Source organism: Pedobacter sp. AC402 (assembly GCF_979252805.1).
The window spans coordinates 18,698-37,370 of the sequence record NZ_CEEDAI010000002.1; the positions used below are offsets into that span (position 1 = coordinate 18,698).

General features: G+C 37.4%; 14 protein-coding genes and 3 pseudogenes. 16 read left to right on the top strand and 1 reads right to left on the bottom strand.

The window, feature by feature from the left end; genetic code table 11:
• Window positions 1-9: 9 nt before the first annotated feature.
• Window positions 10-2,464: pseudogene (gene thrA, locus AC0IWE_RS01970) on the bottom strand (bifunctional aspartate kinase/homoserine dehydrogenase I).
• An 849-nt stretch (window positions 2,465-3,313) separates the two neighbouring features.
• Here thrA and pckA point away from each other — a divergent pair.
• From pckA to nuoH, 16 genes and pseudogenes are all read left to right on the top strand, one after another.
• Window positions 3,314-4,909 (top strand): phosphoenolpyruvate carboxykinase (ATP), encoded by a 1,596-nt coding sequence (gene pckA, locus AC0IWE_RS01975; protein ID WP_471791708.1) that lies wholly within the window; start codon window positions 3,314-3,316, stop codon window positions 4,907-4,909.
• Window positions 4,910-5,208: 299 nt separating this feature from the next.
• Window positions 5,209-6,041 (top strand): annotated as a pseudogene (locus AC0IWE_RS01980) (MotA/TolQ/ExbB proton channel family protein).
• Window positions 6,042-6,120: 79 nt separating this feature from the next.
• Window positions 6,121-6,735 carry a biopolymer transporter ExbD gene (locus tag AC0IWE_RS01985; protein ID WP_055908838.1) on the top strand — a complete coding sequence of 205 codons (615 nt, stop codon included), beginning with the start codon at window positions 6,121-6,123 and terminating at the stop codon, window positions 6,733-6,735.
• A 3-nt stretch (window positions 6,736-6,738) separates the two neighbouring features.
• Window positions 6,739-7,245 carry an ExbD/TolR family protein gene (locus tag AC0IWE_RS01990; RefSeq protein WP_055908835.1) on the top strand — a complete coding sequence of 169 codons (507 nt, stop codon included), beginning with the start codon at window positions 6,739-6,741 and terminating at the stop codon, window positions 7,243-7,245.
• 18 nt (window positions 7,246-7,263) lie between these two features.
• Complete coding sequence (locus AC0IWE_RS01995) at window positions 7,264-8,082, top strand: energy transducer TonB (RefSeq protein WP_055908833.1); 819 nt, start codon at window positions 7,264-7,266, stop codon at window positions 8,080-8,082.
• A gap of 237 nt (window positions 8,083-8,319) precedes the next feature.
• A complete protein-coding gene (locus tag AC0IWE_RS02000; RefSeq protein ID WP_471791709.1) occupies window positions 8,320-9,216 on the top strand; it encodes a PstS family phosphate ABC transporter substrate-binding protein in 897 nt (298 codons plus the stop codon).
• 86 nt (window positions 9,217-9,302) lie between these two features.
• Window positions 9,303-11,024 (top strand): tetratricopeptide repeat protein, encoded by a 1,722-nt coding sequence (locus AC0IWE_RS02005; protein ID WP_055908824.1) that lies wholly within the window; start codon window positions 9,303-9,305, stop codon window positions 11,022-11,024.
• Between the two features lie 84 nt (window positions 11,025-11,108).
• Complete coding sequence (locus AC0IWE_RS02010) at window positions 11,109-11,480, top strand: NADH-quinone oxidoreductase subunit A (protein ID WP_055908820.1); 372 nt, start codon at window positions 11,109-11,111, stop codon at window positions 11,478-11,480.
• Between the two features lie 228 nt (window positions 11,481-11,708).
• Window positions 11,709-12,251: an NADH-quinone oxidoreductase subunit B gene (locus AC0IWE_RS02015; RefSeq protein ID WP_055908818.1), complete on the top strand. Its 543-nt coding sequence runs from the start codon at window positions 11,709-11,711 to the stop codon at window positions 12,249-12,251.
• Window positions 12,251-12,750 (top strand): annotated as a pseudogene (locus AC0IWE_RS02020) (NADH-quinone oxidoreductase subunit C). The gene AC0IWE_RS02015 and the pseudogene AC0IWE_RS02020 overlap by 1 nt, the downstream one beginning before the upstream one ends.
• Before the next feature lie 3 nt (window positions 12,751-12,753).
• Window positions 12,754-13,968, top strand: coding sequence for an NADH-quinone oxidoreductase subunit D (locus AC0IWE_RS02025; RefSeq protein WP_471791710.1), 1,215 nt, complete (start codon window positions 12,754-12,756; stop codon window positions 13,966-13,968).
• The gene (locus AC0IWE_RS02030) at window positions 13,961-14,476 is read left to right on the top strand and encodes an NADH-quinone oxidoreductase subunit NuoE family protein (RefSeq protein WP_471791711.1); all 516 of its coding nucleotides are present in this window, start codon (window positions 13,961-13,963) and stop codon (window positions 14,474-14,476) included. The genes AC0IWE_RS02025 and AC0IWE_RS02030 overlap by 8 nt, the downstream gene beginning before the upstream one ends.
• A gap of 75 nt (window positions 14,477-14,551) precedes the next feature.
• Window positions 14,552-15,919 carry an NADH-quinone oxidoreductase subunit NuoF gene (nuoF, locus tag AC0IWE_RS02035; protein ID WP_471791712.1) on the top strand — a complete coding sequence of 456 codons (1,368 nt, stop codon included), beginning with the start codon at window positions 14,552-14,554 and terminating at the stop codon, window positions 15,917-15,919.
• A gap of 90 nt (window positions 15,920-16,009) precedes the next feature.
• Window positions 16,010-16,549 (top strand): ORF6N domain-containing protein, encoded by a 540-nt coding sequence (locus AC0IWE_RS02040; protein ID WP_471791713.1) that lies wholly within the window; start codon window positions 16,010-16,012, stop codon window positions 16,547-16,549.
• Window positions 16,550-16,624: 75 nt separating this feature from the next.
• Window positions 16,625-17,635 carry an NADH-quinone oxidoreductase subunit G gene (locus AC0IWE_RS02045; RefSeq protein WP_029274750.1) on the top strand — a complete coding sequence of 337 codons (1,011 nt, stop codon included), beginning with the start codon at window positions 16,625-16,627 and terminating at the stop codon, window positions 17,633-17,635.
• Entirely contained in the window at window positions 17,635-18,672 is a 1,038-nt protein-coding gene (gene nuoH / locus AC0IWE_RS02050) for an NADH-quinone oxidoreductase subunit NuoH (RefSeq protein WP_055908799.1), read from the top strand. Before AC0IWE_RS02045 ends, nuoH begins: the two co-directional genes overlap by 1 nt.
• Window position 18,673 lies beyond the last annotated feature (1 nt).

Sequence of the window (18,673 nt, forward strand, 5' to 3'; positions counted from 1 at the left end):
TTGGCTTATCTATTTATTTAAAGTACCTACATTAATGATATCGGCAAAAACACCAGCGGCCGTAACTTCGGCACCTGCACCTGGGCCTTTTACCACCAACGGGCGCGATTTATATCGATCAGTAGTGAACGAGATAATATTATCGCTTCCCGATAACATATAGAATGGATGACTATCATCAACCATTTGCAGGCTGATTTCTACATTTCCATCTTCCAACTTGCCTATGTAGCGCAAAACTTTTCCATCATTGGCTGCGGTATTCTTTAAATTTTCAAAATAAGCTGCATTTGCCTTCAACTCCGAATAGAAATCCTCTACTGAAGTTGCATTTAAACAAGCTTCAGGCAAAATGTTGTCGATTTTTACGTCGCTCGCTTCCAATGGATACCCTGCATCACGGGCCAGGATCAGCATTTTACGCATAAAATCTTTTCCATTTAAGTCATCACGTGGATCTGGTTCAGTATACCCCAGTTCCTGCGCTTCCTTTACCGTTTCGTAAAAACCCGCATCACCTTTAAAATTATTGAAGATGTAAGAAATGGTTCCTGATAAAATGGCTTCAATGCGTGCAACCTTATCACCGCTCATCATCAACTCGCGCAGGGTACGGATAATCGGCAAACCTGCACCTACATTGGTTTCATAATAAAAATCGACACCAAACTTACGGGCTGTATCTTTAAATGATTTATACTGGGCAAAATCAGCTGAGTTACCTTTTTTATTACAGGTTACCACCGAAATGCTGCTTTCGAATATATCCTGGTAAAATTCAATTGGCGACTCTGCAGCAGTATTATCCACAAATACGCAATTTGGGAGATTCAAAGCTTTCATTTTCGCTACAAAGCCTGCTAAATCGGCAGTTTCACCTTGTGTGTTTAATTCAGTTTCCCAATTTTCCAGTGAAAGGCCATCAGCATTGAAAATCATTTTTCGGGTGTTGCTTATACCAGCTACTTTTACCTGTAAATCGTTATTTGCTGCTAAGAAAGGCATCTGCTCTTTTAACTGATTGAACAATGTTTTTCCAATATTACCTGTACCTAAACAAAAAACATTCAATGTTCTTTTCAGGTCTGTGAAAAAAGCATCATGTACAGCATTAACCGCTTTCGATAAATCGTCTTTACTAATAATTACCGAGATATTATATTCAGAAGAACCTTGTGCAATGGCCCTCACATTAATACCGTTACGACCTAAAGCACTGAACAAACGTCCGCTCATGCCTGGTGTACGTTTCATATTTTCGCCCACTATTGCCAAAACTGCCAGGTTGTTTTCAACTTCAGGCAATTCTAATTTCTTTGCGTCCAGTTCAAGCTCAAATTCTTTTTTGATTAAAGAAATTGCCTGTGAAGCATCTGTTGGTTTAACTGCGAAAGTAATGCTATGCCTCTGATGAAGATTGAGTAATCAACACCACATTGATCTGCTCGCGCGATAGAAGCGAGAATAACCTGCCGCTAAAGCCTGCCTTGCCCACCATACCGCTTCCGGTTAAGTTGATAATACTGATATGATCAATAGATGAAATCCCTTTTATGGGTAAACTTGATGCTTTAACATCACTTTTAATGTATGTTCCGGCAAAATCTGGCTCAAAAGTATTTTTAATTACAATCGGAATTTTCTTCATAAAAGCAGGAATCATTGTAGGCGGATAAATAACTTTCGCGCCAAAATAACTCAGCTCCATGGCTTCGGTATAACTTAACTCTGGTAAAGAAAATGCTTTTTTCACAATGCGTGGGTCAGCCGTCATCATGCCGTTTACATCCGTCCAGATTTCTATTTCTTCCGCATTTAAAGCTGCACCCCAAACCGCTGCTGTATAATCAGAACCACCGCGACCTAATGTAGTAACCCTGCCTGAGGCATTACTCGCAATAAAACCAGTAACAAAAAGCACTTTATTTTTATTTTCCTGGTAAAAATTGTTGATAAGCTTTTCGGTTAAGTCCGTATCTACTTTCGCCTGACCAAAATTGCTGTCAGTTTTAATCAACTCAGACCCATTAACATAAAGCGCGTCGCCAATATTTTGCGAAGCGATATGGCTGATCATGAAAGTAGAACAGCGCTCACCATAGCTTAAAATCTGATCTTTGGTTTGCAAACTTAGTTCACGCAAGTTGGTTACCGCCTGCAGCAAATCTTCCAATTCGTTAAAAAATATCTTTAAGCGGGTAAATACCGGGTTTTGTGCAGCAGCTGGTAAAAGCGCACGGATTACAGCAAAGTGTTTTGCTTCAATTTCTTTTAACTGGGTGTCGTAATCCTCGCCACGCTCAGCCATTTCGGCCATATCGGTAAGCAGGTTGGTAACACCACTCATTGCCGATAATACAACTACCGGGCTATTCTTCTGTTTTTCTTCGCCAACCAGGCGCAAGAGCGTTTTAATGTTCTCGGCCGAACCTACGGATGTGCCGCCGAATTTAAGTACTTTCATTAGTTTATATTGGTTTTAACTGTTTGATACTGTGCAAATTTTTTCATTGTTTAAAGGTGCTCGTACAGCTTTCAATCAGCTTGGGTTAAAAAAAAAGCGTCCCGATTTTCATCGGGACGCTCTCTGTGTTTTATGTTTTTTCAATTTACAACAAATTAGCCCCGCTGGTTTATACCGGTGGTAATAATAATCGTTGTAATAATCGAAGTGTTAAAATTCATCTTGTCTTTGTGTACTTTGTACACCGTAAAGTAGGAGATTATTTTTTTAAAATGCAAATGTTTTTTGATTTTTATTTCGAAATTTTTATTAAAACGTTTAAGTAGATGAAATAGACGAATTATTTTTTAATAATGGAAAGGTGCCCAAAAGATCTTCTTTTGATGCCTACTTTAGGCATTAGATATGCTAAATCTGTTATTTGGAAACAGCGGAAATATATACGTTTAGCTTTCAACAGTTTTAATCTAAAAAATCAAGCTCAATTTCATTTTCACAAATAACAATTGAACCCTTATCGTACTTCAAATAATTTTTGGAAATTAACATTACCTCTTTACAATCTTTTAATTCATTTCTACATACAAGCTTTCTCTCATTACCGATTTTCAACCTGTAAGTACATTGGTCTCTGGCTGTCATCAAATTTTAGCAAACTAAAACCATTTACCAAATTGTACTTAGTGTAATTTTTAATATTTTTTATGCTTGTAAAATCAGTTGTAAATAGCTGTAAATAAAATATTTACATAATAGTGTATTTGCTACAATATGTAAAAATTTACGCTTTAAAACTAGTTTTTCTGGAAGATAAGTCTTTACCTTTGCTGTACTAACTAACTTATTGTTATGAGCAAAAAGAAACTGCAAACGCCAGATTTAAGCTATTTAAATCTAGGCGGAAACATTGCTGTAAAGTACCAATTATCTCCAACGGAATTAATTGATGACGCCTTATTAAATAAGGAAGGTACGCTGGCTTCTTCCGGAGCATTGGCGGTTGATACCGGAAAATTTACCGGGCGATCGCCTAAAGACCGCTTTATTGTGTGCGATGAAGTTACAGAAGATGAGGTTTGGTGGGGCGATGTAAACATTAAAATCAGTCAGGAAAAATTCGACCAGCTGTTTTACAAACTTACCAGCTATCTTGAAGATAAAAAAATCTATGTTCGCGATGCATCTGCCTGTGCCAATCCGGATTATTCGATTTCGATCAGGGTGATTACAGAAACCGCTTACCAGAATCTTTTTGCTCATCACTTATTTATCCGCCCTGAAGAAGATCAGCTTGGCATAACGCCAGAGTGGACCATCATTGCGGCACCAGGCTTTTTGGCCGATCCTGCAATTGATGGTACCAGGCAGGAAAACTTTTCTATAATCAATTTTACAAAGAAAATGATCTTGATCGGTGGAACAGGTTATACCGGCGAAATTAAAAAAGGGATTTTCTCAGTTTTAAATTTTATTCTTCCAGTATACAAGAATACACTTTCTATGCATTGTTCAGCCAATGTTGGTAAAGATGGAGATACCGCTATATTTTTTGGCCTCTCGGGCACAGGGAAAACAACTTTGTCTGCCGATCCCGAAAGAGGGCTTATCGGAGACGACGAACATGGTTGGGGCAATGATTCTGTTTTTAACTTTGAAGGTGGTTGCTACGCCAAATGTGTTGATTTAACGGAAGAGAAAGAACCGCAGATATATAAGGCAATCAGATTTGGGTCATTATTAGAGAATACCAATTTTTTACCGGGTACTGAAAACGTTGATTATAGCAATATCTCCAAAACGGAAAATACCCGCGTAGCTTACCCGATAAACTATATCGACAATGCAATTTTACCTTCCATAGCCTCAGTTCCTAAAAACATATTTTTTTTAACAGCAGATGCATTCGGCGTGTTGCCACCAATTTCTAAACTGAATGTAGAACAGGCCATGTTCCACTTTATGAGTGGGTATACCGCTAAAGTTGCAGGAACAGAAACCGGTGTTACCGAACCACAATTAACCTTTTCAGCCTGTTTTGGTAAAGCGTTCCTCCCATTACACCCTTCAAGATACGCTACTTTATTGGGCGAAAAGATGAAGAAACACGAAGTAAATGTTTGGCTGGTAAATACAGGATGGAGTGGGGGCGCTTACGGCGTGGGCAAAAGAATGAAGTTGAGTTATACCAGGGCAATGATCAGTGCCGCATTGAACGGAGATCTCGAACACAATAATTATAAACAGCACCATGTGTTTAAATTAATGATGCCGTTAAATTGTCCGGGAGTTCCGAATGATATTTTAGACCCCTCCAAAACATGGGATAATCAGGAAGAATATTATTTTAAGGCTTATCAACTTGCAGATGCCTTTTCAGAAAATTTCAGGCATTTCGAACTGACAAAAGTATCAAAAAGCAGACACGAAGCGTTAAAATTATGTTAAATGCACTTTAAAATGCATTTTTTGAGAGAAAAATTTGCAATTCGATTTTTTTTTAGTTTTTATTGTGAAAGAATTGCCTCGGCTGGGGCAATTTTTTTGTTATACACCCTTGGTGGTTTACCGAAACTAAATTCTAAGTAACGATTTAATTGCTTATTGATTTATTAATTTGTAATTTAAAATCAATTTATAAATTTGTTTTTCGCAACAATTTCGGATAAGAAACGTTGTGTGTAGTACAAAAGAAAAAAAACAGCTAAAAATTAAAAACAAGAACTAAAACTAAAATTTCAAAAAAAATGGCAAACGCACCAAAACCAACAACTGTTAAAAAAGAGAGCTCTTCTAGTGCTTCAAATGTATTTGCAACATTCGTTATTCCAATCTGTATTGTTATTGGATTCTGTGTTTGGAGATTCGTATTCGGAGAAGGAAGTAACTTTATCGATGGCGACAGAGAGAAATTACCATTACCTGGTAACTATCTTGGAACAGCATACAAAGGAGGCCCTATTGTGGCAATCTTAGTTGGATTACTATTAGTAGTAATTGTATTCTCTATCGAACGTTTCATCGTTATTGGTAAAGCAAGTGGAAAATCTAGCTTAGATACTTTCATCCGCAAAGTACAAGGTTTATTAAGCGCAGGTAACATCGAAGCTGCAAAAGCTGAGTGTGATAAACAAGAAGGTTCAGTTGCTAATGTAATTAAATCAGGCTTGAAAAAATACAGCGAAGTTGAAGCAGATACCAACATGGATGTTGAGCAATCAATCGTTGCAATCCAAAAAGAGGTTGAAGAAGCTACAGCTTTAGAAATGCCAATGTTAGAGCAAAACTTAACTGTAATTGCAACTTTGGTGTCAATCGGTACATTGGTAGGTTTATTGGGTACAGTAACAGGTATGATCCGTGCATTCGCCGGTTTAGCAAACTCTGGTAAGTACCAGATCAGTCAGCATTAGCGGTAGGTATCTCTGAGGCATTGATCAACACTGCAACAGGTATCTTGGTATCAACTGTAGCAATTATCATGTACAACATATTAACTTCTAAAATTGACAAGTTAACTTACGCAATCGATGAGGCTGGTTTCAGCATCGTTCAAACATACGCTAGTTCGCATAAATAAGAATTTTGAAAAAATTTTTACCGGCTTTATGGAAAACCGGAAAAAAGATCATCATTATTAAAAACTAGTAAAAAATATTATGCCTAGAATTAAAGTTAAAAGAACAAGTACAGTAACAGATATGACCGCCATGTGTGATGTGGCTTCATTGTTACTTACTTTCTTCATCTTAACTGCTACTGCAAGGCAACCAGAACCACTAGCCGTTTCTACACCTTCATCTACATATGAATTTAAGGTGCCGGCAGAAAACAATGCGATTTTAACCATCGGCCAGGGTAAGGTTTTCTTTGAAGTAGCAGGAAATAATGTAAGAAGAAGAACATTAGAACTAATGGGCGAGCAATACAGTGTAAAGTTTACACCTGATGAACTTCAACGTTTCTCAGTAATATCAACTTTCGGTGTGCCGTTTGCAAGTTTAAAAGGATTTATCGCTATGAATGGATCGGATCGTATGAAACCAGGCGTACAAACTGGTATCCCTACAGATTCTACCGATAACCAATTAAACTCATGGGTTTTAAATGCTCGTAAAGCAACTAAAGAAATAAATAATCAGGATATGCGCGTTAGTATCAAAGGTGATGCTAAAGAAGAATATCCAGTTGTGAAAAAGATTATTGATGTGCTTCAGAAACAAAGTGTAAACAAATTTTTATTGGTTACTAACTCTGAAGCTAAAAAGAAATAAGAAATGGCAGAATTAAATACAGGCGGGAAGAAAGCCACACCAAGGGTTGATATGACTCCGATGGTGGATCTAATGTTTCTTTTGGTAACATTCTTTATCTTAACTACATCAATATCTACACCACAAGCGATGGATATTGCAAAACCAGATAAGAATGAGAAGTTACCTGAAAACAGACTAGAGCTGAAAGCAAGTAAAACCATGACCATCTTATTAGGTAAAAAGGATAAGATAGCTTGGTACATGGGCGTTGCAGGTGAAACAGCACCAACGATCGAATCAGGCTCACAAGTGGAAGCTGCTATTGTTAAAAATAGAAAAACAGCAGATGCATCAGGCGTTCCGGGAGATTTCGTAGTACTGGTTAAACCAACTACAGGATCAACTTTCCAGAACTTTGTTGACATTATGGATGAACTGGAAATTCTTAAAATTAAGGTTCGTCAGATTGATGATGATAATATCCTTGATAGCGAGAAAAATTTCATGAAAGAGCAAGGAATTTTATAATCAATAAAACCAATAGTTATGTCGAAGTTAGATATATTCAGAAAAGAATGGCTTGAAGTGGTTTTTGCAGATAAAAACAAAACCTATGGTGCGTACCAGTTGCGTAAAACCAATGGTGCAAATACCTCAAAAGCATTAATTATTGGCTCTATAATATTTCTAGTGTTATTTTTCTCTCCGAAAATCTATAGCCTTATCAAAGGTTCTATGGAGCATGAAGATGAGCAATTAAAAGCACAGGAAGTAATTTTAGCGCCGCCACCACCAGTGGATCCTAAAACACCACCTCCACCACCGGTAGAGCCACCGCCACCGAAAGTTGACCAGGTGAAAATGCCACCTCCAATTGTAAAACCCGATATCGAGGTTCGTGATGAACCACCTACGGTTGAAAAATTGAAGGAAGCAGATCCAGGTCAGAGAGATATCAAAGGTGACCCAACAGCAGATATTGTTATTGCTGAACCAGTAGGTGAAGGACCAAAAAGAGAAGCTGCTGTTGCAGTTGATGATAATAAAGTTTATGACTTTGTTAGTATCGAGAAACAACCAGAATATCCGGGAGGTATTGCAAAATTCTATAAGTACTTAGGAGGAGCAATTAAATATCCACCAATGGCACAAGAAAACAACGTACAGGGTAAAGTATTTTTATCTTTCGTTGTAGAAAAAGATGGTAAATTAACAGATATCCAGGTTACCCGTGGTTTGGGTAGCGGAACTGATGAAGAAGCTATCCGTGTATTGAAAGCTAGTCCACGTTGGAACCCAGGTATCCAAAATGGTAAGCCGGTAAGGGTAAAATACAACATCAACGTTAACTTTACATTGAACTAATAGTAGATGTTAAATTTTGATATTTTTAAGCAAAAATCGCCTAAACAGCGGTTTTTGCTCATTTTAGGCCTTGCCATGTTTGTCTTTTACGTGGTATTAGGGCTAGCCTTCATGTTCTGGGAACCGATAGCATTACGTTTACCAGGGATTCCGCAATGGGGTAGAATCGCAATAGGGATCTTTTTAATTATTTATGCTTTTGTAAGACTTTTAAGCCTGAGCAGGCGAGATTAATCAATGAGAAACTTCCTATTTATATTTCTAATTCTGGCTCTTGTTTCTTGCAAACGTAAAAACAAAGCCGAAACAGTTAAAGAAACCCGAACAAGCGGAACACTTAAAATGCTGGTTGATGAAAGCGTTGGGCCAATTGTAAAAGACCAGATTGATATATTTAGTCTTGATTACCCACAAGCGAAATTTGAGACCACAGTAAAACCCGAACAAAAACTTTTGCCCGCCTTTTTAAACGATAGCGTAAGGGTAATTGTGTTGCCAAGGTTATTGACGAAAGCTGAAGAAAAATATTACAACCAACGTAATATCAAAATAAATACTTCAAGGTTTGCTGTAGATGGTATTGCTTTAATTACAAATCAGGGCAATATTGATAGTACAATTAACGTTAAAGATGTGATTGATATATTACAGGGGAAGAAATCAGATAAAAAATTGGTCTTTGATAACGCTTATTCAAGTACCTTTCAGTATTTTAAAGAACTGGCTAAAATCAGTCAATTTCCTACTACAGGCGTTTACTCTAAAAATTCTAGCAACGAAGTGATCAAACTTATTGCAGAAGATAAAAATTTTATTGGTATTTTGGGCGTAAATTGGATTACCAATAAGAATACTGAAGTGAGTGAATACCTCTCGCAGGTGAAAGTGTTAGGTGTAAAGAACGTGAAAGGTGCTCCAGGTGATGATAAATATTATAAACCAACTCAGGATAATCTGATTAATGGCGTTTATCCTTTCTTAAGAAATATAAATATCATAGATTGCGAAGGAAGAGATGGTTTAGGCACAGGATTTGCAACATGGTTAAGAAGTCAGAGAGGGCAATTGATTGTACTTAAATCAGGACTTGGTCCACATAAATTAATGCCAAGACAAATTAACCTGACAAAATAGAATTAAATTAGAAAACTATAAATTGAACCACGAAGTAAATCTAAAGAGACACTTCATTTTTATTAAATAAAAAAACAGAATATCCGATGAAAATTTTAAAGAAAGCAATAACCTTAAATGTAGGTTTAGTGTTGATGGGTTCTGCAGTTTTTGCTCAAGATTTAAATGACGCGAAAAAAGCCATTGACGCTGAACAGTATCAGAAAGCATCATCAATGCTTAAATCATTGGTGAGCTCAAAAGCATCAGATGGTAATAACTATTACAATCTTGGTTTGGTTTATTTGAAAACCGGTTATATCGACTCTGCAAGAGCCGTATTTACCAAAGGTATTACCGCTGATCCTAAAAACAACTTAAACCTTATTGGTTTAGGTGAAGCAGATATGTTGTCCAACAACCCTACTTCTGCTAAAACTAATTTTGATAAAGCTGTAGCATTAGCTGCAAAGGACTACAAAACCTATTTGTATATCGGTAAAGCATATTTAGCTCAGGATAAACCTAGTGATGATGTATCTAAACCAGATTTTACAAATGCTTTAGCTAATATTACAAAAGCAGATGAGTTAGATTCGAAAGACAAGGATGCAGAAGTTTTCTTGGCATTGGGAGATGCTTATGCTTTGCAAAAGAAAAATTCTGAAGCATTAGGTCCGTATATGCGTGTTGGTGATGTGGATCCAAACAACAGAAGAGCCAAAACTCAGATTGGTAAAATGTATAAAGAATCAAGGGCCTTTCCTGAAGGAGAAAAAGAATTGTTGGATGTAATTGCTGCTGACGCAAATTATGGTCCGGCTTATCGCGAATTAGGTGAGTTATATTTACAATGGAGTAGCTTTGGTGTTGATAAAGAAAAAGCAGCAAAAGGCATCGAGAATTATAAAAAATACATGGATTTAACTGATAAATCTTTGGAATCTCAATTGCGTTATGCTCAGTTCTTATTTTATGCAAAAGATTTTAAAACTCTTGAGCAAGTAGCTACTTCTTTACAGGTTCCAGCAAATGATCCTAAAGGAATTGTTGTTTCAAGATTAAAAGGTTGGGCCGCTTACGAAAACAAAAATTATCCTCAAGCGCTAACTTACATGACTGAGTTTTTTGCCAAAGAAAAAGATAAGTCTAAAATTTTAGGTAATGATTACCTTTATTTGGGTAAATCTCAATTGCAAGCTGGTCAGGATAGTTTAGCTGTAATGAATATTATTGAGGCTGCTAAAATAGACTCAACAAATGCAGATGCTTTAGCTGAGGCTGGTTTATCTTTGATGAAAGCTAAAAAATATGCTAAATCAGCTGAAATTTTCCAAATGGCTATTAAATATAATCCTAACGGAAAAGGTTCACTTACCAATTATTACTATTTAGGTCAAACTAGGTTTTACGAAGCTTATATCGCTCAAAAAGAGAAAAAACCTTTTAATACAGCAGCTTTAGTTGAAGCGGATTCTGCATTAAGTCACTTAGCTAAAGTTTCTCCTGACTTTGCTTTGGGTTATTTCACTAGAGGAAGAATAGCCAATTTAATTGATGATAAAACTAATCCTAAAGGAACTGGTATCCCATATTTTGAAAAATATGTGAGTTTAGTTAAGCCTGAGGAAGTAGCAGCAAACAAAACAAATTTATCTGAATCATATAACAATATTGGTGCTTGGTATTCTGATAAGGATAAGGCAAAAGCAATAGATGCATTCACTAAAAGTTTAGCACTTGATCCTGCAGATACTTACGCAGCAGCTAGATTAAAAGAACTGCAGTCACCTGCTTCTGCTCCAAAAGCAAAAGGTAAAGGTAAATAATTAAAAAAGTTAAATAATTTAGAAAAGGCAGAGTTTGGTTACTCTGCCTTTTTCTTTTACTTTTGCAACATAAATATAAATAATATGCAAGCGCAAAGTTCGGCTATAGATTTTTTACCAATTATATTTCAAGTAATTGTAGCTTTAGGTTTCGTGGTAACCACATTGGTTGCTACACACTTTTTAGGTCCAAAGCGTAAAACACTCGATAAATTGGAAACTTTTGAGGCTGGTGTTAAATCTGTTGGTAATGCCCGTCAGCCTTTCTCCATTAAATATTTCGTTGTAGCAATCTTATTTGTGCTTTTTGATGTGGAGGTAATTTTTATGTATCCATGGGCAGTTAATTTTCGCGCATTAAAGATGGACGGCATGATCGAAATGTTTATTTTTATGGGTACATTATTACTTGGTTTCATTTACGTAATTAAGAAAAAAGTTTTAGACTGGAACTAGGTCAGTTGGCAATACCAGTTTGCATTGGGCAGTTTACGGTTGGCAGTTTTGAAACTATAACTGAAAATTGAGAACCGAAAACTGCATGTGTATCCTGAACACTAACTGTATCTGTTTTCAAGTTATTTAGAAAGGTTCTAAATCTGGTAATCCTAGTTTAATTGCCTTTAAAATATTGTAAATTTGTTGCTCATTCTGCAAAGGGATGAGCATTTTTTGTTTATAAACATGAGTGAAATTAATATAGTTGATGCGCCTCCAGGAATAGAAGGATCTGGCTTCTTTGCCACTTCTCTTGATAAAGTGATCGGTTTGGCTCGCTCAAATTCATTATGGCCATTGCCTTTCGCAACCTCTTGTTGTGGAATTGAGTTTATGGCAACCATGGGTTCTCACTACGATCTTGGTCGTTTCGGTGCCGAACGCTTGAGTTTTTCTCCCCGTCAGGCAGATGTTTTAATGGTAATGGGAACTATCGCTAAAAAGATGGCTCCGGTATTAAAGCAGGTTTATATCCAAATGGCAGAGCCTCGTTGGGTAATGGCTGTTGGTGCTTGCGCAAGTAGTGGTGGTATTTTCGATACGTATTCCGTTCTGCAAGGTATTGATGAGGTTATTCCGGTGGATGTTTATGTTCCGGGTTGCCCACCAAGACCAGAAGCCATTTTAGATGGTTTTCAACGTATTCAGGATTTGGTGAAAAACGAATCTGGCAGAAGAAGAAATTCTGATTATTACAAAGATCTTTTAGGTCAATACGGCATTAAATAATGGAAGAAACGACGTTAAATAACGACATCCACGTAAAACTAACTGAAAAGTTTGGCGAAAAAGTTACTGCTGTTTCTGAGCCGTATGGTTTATTAACCTTTGTAACCTACAAAGATGTTATCATCAATGTGCTTTCACATCTTAAAGAAGAATTAAAATTTAATTTCCTTACTGATATTACTGCAGTTCACTATCCAGGTAAGGAACATGGCATTGCCGTTGTTTATCATTTACACAACATGGTAGAGAAGCAAAGGATCAGGATTAAAGTTTTTATTTCAGAACAAAATCCAACTATTCCAACCGCAACAACTGTTTGGAAAGGTGCCAATTGGATGGAGCGCGAAACTTACGATTTATTTGGAGTTAAGTTTGAAGGGCATCCTGATCTTCGCCGTATTTTAAATATGGACGATTTAGGCGTACACCCGATGCTGAACAATATCCATTGGAAGATCCGAACAGAGTAGATAAAAAAGACGAATTTTTTGGAAGGTAAATTATGAATCATAACCATCCGGTATTTACAGATAACGACCCGCAAAGTGAGCTGGTAACCCTAAACTTAGGTCCAACTCACCCTGCAACACACGGCGTTTTTCAAAACATTTTGCAATTAGATGGCGAACGTATTGTTAGCGGGGTTTCTACAATTGGGTATATCCACCGTGCTTTCGAAAAGATTGCCGAGCATCGCCCATTTTATCAAATTACACCACTTACTGACCGTTTAAATTATTGCTCTTCGCCTATCAACAATATGGGTTGGCACATGACGGTTGAGAAATTGTTAAATATTCAAATGCCGAAACGTGTAGATTATCTTAGGGTAATCATCATGGAGCTTTCGCGTATTGCCGATCACATTATCTGTAACACCATTATTGGTCAGGATACCGGAGCAACTACCACTTTCTTATACCTATTTCAGTTTCGTGAACATATTTACGAGATTTTTGAAGAAGTTTGCGGAGCACGTTTAACTACAAATATTGGCCGCATTGGTGGTTTTGAAAGAGATTTCAATGATATCGCATTTGCTAAAATTGATAAGTTTTTAAAAGAATTTCCAAAGGCTTTAAAAGAGTTCGAAAACTTGTTAAGCCGTAACCGTATTTTTATTGATAGAACGGCTGGTGTAGCAGAGGTAACCAAAGAAACTGCTTTAGAATACAGTTGGACAGGCCCGCTTTTGCGTGCAACCGGTGTAGATTATGATGTGCGTGTAAGTGATCCATATTCTTCTTATCAAGATTTCGATTTTGAAGTACCTGTAGGAACAAGTGGCGATATTTACGACAGATATTTGGTGCGTAATGAAGAAATGTGGCAAAGTGTGCGCATTATCGAACAAGCAATTGTGAAATTAAAAACAGAACCTAAAGGTATTTTTCATGCTGATGTTCCTGAGTTTTATCTTCCTCCAAAACAAGAAGTTTACAACAATATGGAAGCATTGATCTATCACTTTAAAATTGTGATGGGTGAAATTGATGCTCCAAAAGCTGAAGTTTATCATGCTGTAGAAGGTGGAAATGGCGAGTTAGGTTTTTATCTTATTAATGATGGCGGCCGTACCCCATATCGTTTGCACTTCCGCAGACCAAGTTTTATAAACTACCAGATGTTTGCACCAATGAGCGAAGGCATGTTATTGTCTGATGCCATTATCAACATGAGTAGTATGAATATTATTGCAGGAGAATTAGATGCTTAAAGTAGAAGAACAAACACCTGTAGTGTTTTCGTCAGAATTGATAGCCAAATTTGATGAGGTAAAAAGCCGTTATCCGGCAGATAAGAGCAAATCGGCCTTACTACCACTTTTGCATTTGGTACAGGCTGAATTTCTTTGGGTACCAACATCGGCTATGGATAAAGTTGCCGAGTATTTAAATATTCAGCCGATTGAAGTTTACGAAGTGGCAACGTTTTATACCATGTACTTTTTAAAACCACAAGGTAAATATGCTTTGGAGGTTTGTCGTACAGGGCCTTGCTGCCTGGTAGGTGCCGAAAAAATATTAGACCACTTGGAAAACAAGTTAGGTGTTAAAGAAGGTGAAGTTACTGCCGATGGTTTGTTCAGCTTTAGAGGAGTTGAATGTTTAGCTGCCTGTGGTTTTGGTCCGGTATTGCAAATTAGCCCGGAATATACCTTCTACGAAAACCTTACTGAGGCAAGTGTAGATAAATTGATTGAAGATTTGAAAATTAAGTCTTAAGTCGAGAGTCTTAAGTTGAGAGTCGTTCTGACTTAAGACTATGGACTATGGACTACAGACTATAGACTAATTAAAATGTCTCGAAAACTGTTACTTGAGCATATAAACGTACCAGGCATCAATACTCTTGAAGTCTACCGTCAAAAAGGCGGGTACCGTGCTGTGGAAAAAGCCCTTAAAACTTTAACTCCTGAAGAGATTGTTGAAGAAGTAAAGAAATCAGGCTTACGCGGTCGCGGAGGTGCGGGTTTCCCAACGGGGATGAAATGGAGCTTTTTGGCCAAGCCAGAAGGTGTTGCGCGTTATTTAGTTTGTAATGCTGACGAATCTGAACCAGGAACTTTTAAAGACCGTTATTTAATGACCTATATTCCTCATGCATTAATCGAGGGGATGATTGTCTCGAGTTTCGCATTAGGTGCCAAGGTATCTTACATCTATGTGCGTGGCGAAATGATGCCTCAGATCCGCATTTTAGAAAAGGCAATTGCTGAAGCTAAAGCTGCCGGATGGTTGGGTAAAAACATTTTAGGATCAGGTTACGATTTAGAGTTATATGTTCAGCCAGGTGGAGGTGCTTACATCTGTGGTGAAGAAACTGCTTTGTTAGAATCGCTAGAGGGCAAGAGGGGTAATCCCCGCATTAAACCGCCTTTCCCTGCAATTGCAGGTTTGTACGGTTGCCCTACAGTGGTAAACAATGTTGAATCGATTGCTGCAGTGGTACCGATTATAAATGATGGTGGAGATGAATATGCAAAAATCGGTATTGGTAGAAGTACAGGTACAAAATTAATATCTGCATCAGGTAATTTAGTAAAACCTGGCGTTTATGAAATAGAATTGGGTTTACCAGTTGAAGAATTTATTTACTCTGATGAATATTGTGGTGGTATTGCCAATGGAAAACGCTTAAAAGCAACAGTTGCAGGTGGATCATCTGTGCCTATCCTTCCAGCTAATTTAACTTTAAAATATGCTAACGGTGAACCTCGTTTAATGAGTTACGAATCGTTATCCGAAGGTGGGTTTGCTACTGGTACCATGATGGGATCGGGTGGTTTTATTGCTTTTGACGAGGATCAGTGTATTGTTCGTAATACCTGGAATTTCGCACGTTTCTATCACCACGAAAGCTGTGGACAGTGTTCACCTTGCCGTGAAGGTACTGGATGGATGGAGAAAGTGTTGCACAAAATCGAACACGGCCATGGAAAAATGGAAGATGTTGATTTATTGTGGGATATCCAAAGGAAGATTGAAGGAAACACCATCTGCCCATTAGGAGATGCTGCAGCCTGGCCAGTAGCCAGCGCAATCCGTCACTTTAGAGATGAATTTGAATGGCACATTAAAGAGCCGGTTAAGAGCCAGAGCCAAAATTATGGTATTGCAAATTATGCAACTCCGATAGAGAAAACTCCGGTAACTGAAGAGAAATAAATATTTAGTATTACGGTTTGTACTACTAAAATTTTAAGGTCGCATTTTGCGACCTTAGAAGATTTAACTTAACACAATTAATTTATGTAAATGAAAGAAGAAATATCACCCGCAATCATCCCCAACGAAGTAATAGTTAATAAAATATATCTTTTTAGAGGAGTTAAGGTGATGTTAGATTCTGATTTGGCAGAACTCTTTGGTGTTGAGACTAAGAAGTTGAAACAACAAGTTAGAAGAAATATAGAGCGTTTTCCGAAACACTTTATGTTCGAATTGACTAAAGAAGAGAATGATGTTCTAAGGTCACAATTTGTGACCTTAGAACAAGGAAAATATTCAAAGTATCTTCCGTTTGCATTTAGTGAGCATGGTATTTTACAATTATCAAATGTTTTAACAAGTAAACAGGCGGTAGAAGTAAGTATTAAGATTATTGATGTTTTTGTACAGCTTAGAACAATGGTTTTAAGCAATACAGAAATTAGATTAGAAGTAGAAAAGATTAAAAAGAAAGTAGATAATCAAGATAAAAATATTGAAGTCATATTCAGATATTTTGACGAATTACTGGAACAGAAAGCAGAACCAAGAAAGCAAATTGGTTACAAAGTCTCGAAAGAGAAATAATAAATTATAAAAAAAAATGCTTCGTGCCTCGCAATGACGGCATGAGCATAAAAAATAAAAAGAATATCATTAACCATGAGTGAAAAAGTTAAGGTTACGATAGATGGGATAACAGTAGAGGTTGATAACGGAACAACCATTCTGAATGCTGCAAGGCAAATCGGAGGGGATATTGTTCCGCCAGCAATGTGCTATTATTCTAAATTACAAGGCAGTGGTGGTAAATGCCGTACCTGCATTGTAAAAGTGACTAAAGGTTCGGAGAAAGATCCACGCCCTATGCCTAAATTAGTGGCTTCTTGCCGCACAACGGTAATGGATGGGATGGAAGTGCTTAACATTACTTCGCCAGAAGTTTTGGAAGCGCGTGCTGGAGTTGTAGAGATCTTATTGATTAACCACCCGTTAGATTGCCCTGTTTGTGACCAGGCAGGAGAGTGCGATTTACAGAATTTAGGTTACGAGCACGGCTTGCAAAAAACACGTTATGAGTTTGAGCGCCGTACTTTTGAGCGAATCGATATCGGTGATAAGATCCAGTTGCACATGAACCGCTGTATATTATGCTACCGTTGCGTTTTCACAGCTGATCAGATTACAAATAAACGTGTTCACGGTATTTTAAACCGTGGCGATCATTCAGAAATTTCTACTTACATTACCCAGGCAGTTGATAACGATTTCTCAGGAAATGTAATTGATGTTTGCCCTGTAGGTGCTTTAACAGATAAAACTTTCCGTTTTAAAAATCGTGTTTGGTTTACCAAACCTGTTGACGCACACCGCGATTGCGATCACGAAAAATGCAATGGTAAAGTAACCCTTTGGTATAAAGGAGCAGATGTTTTACGTGTTACTGCACGTAAAGATCAGTTTGGAGAAGTAGAAGAGTTTATCTGTAATACTTGCCGCTTTGATAAAAAAGCAACGGCTGATTGGGTAATCGAACACCCTACTCATATTGATGATACTTCGGTAATTGCATCAAACCACTACGAAACATTAAAACCTTTGCACGTTATTCAGCCAAATGAGGCACTACAAGCTGCAAATGAAATTGAATTACATAAAACAGTTAAATACTAATGGATAGCGCTTTTGTTATAGAAAAATTTATCCTGGTAGCTGTAATTTTCGGCATCAGTTTAGTTATTGCCATGTATTCTACTTATGCAGAACGTAAAGTTGCCGCATATTTACAAGATCGTTTAGGACCAGACAGAGCTGGCCCTTTTGGTATTTTACAACCGCTGGCAGATGGTGTTAAAATGTTTATGAAAGAAGAAATTATTCCAACATCATCAAACAGGTTTTTATTTATCGCCGGCCCTGGTTTGGCATTGCTTTGTGCCTGTATTGGTACTGCAGTAATTCCGTGGGGAAGCCCGGTTTTAATTGCAGGCAAAACGGTTTCCTTACAGGTAGCTGATATCAATGTAGGTGTTTTGTATATCTTTGGAGTGGTTTCCCTAGGTGTTTATGGTGTAATGATCGGTGGATGGGCATCAAATAACAAGTACTCGTTATTAAGTGCAATCCGTGCAGCATCACAAAACATCAGTTATGAAATTGCAATGGGATTATCCATTATCGCTTTGCTTTTAATGACGAATACGCTAAGCTTAAAAGAAATTGTTGATCAGCAACATGGCTGGAGATGGAATGTGTTATATCAGCCACTTGGATTCATCATTTTTATGGTGTGTTCTTTTGCAGAAACCAATCGTGCCCCGTTCGATTTACCCGAGTGTGAAACTGAGCTGATTGGTGGTTATCATACCGAATATTCTTCAATGAAATTGGGTTTTTACCTATTTGCGGAGTATATTAATATGTTTGTATCATCTGCTGTTATGGCAGCCTTATATTGGGGTGGTTACAATTATCCTGGTATGGATTCTATGGCAGTATGGTTAGGACCAACCTGGGCACCACTTTTTGGTACAGCAGTTTTCTTTGCTAAAATATGCATATTCATCTTTTTCTTTATGTGGGTACGTTGGACAATCCCTCGTTTCCGTTACGATCAATTGATGAATTTAGGTTGGAAAGGTTTAATACCTTTGGCAATTGCCAATATTATAATAACAGGTGTTGTGATTGCGATTATTGAGAAGTTTTAAT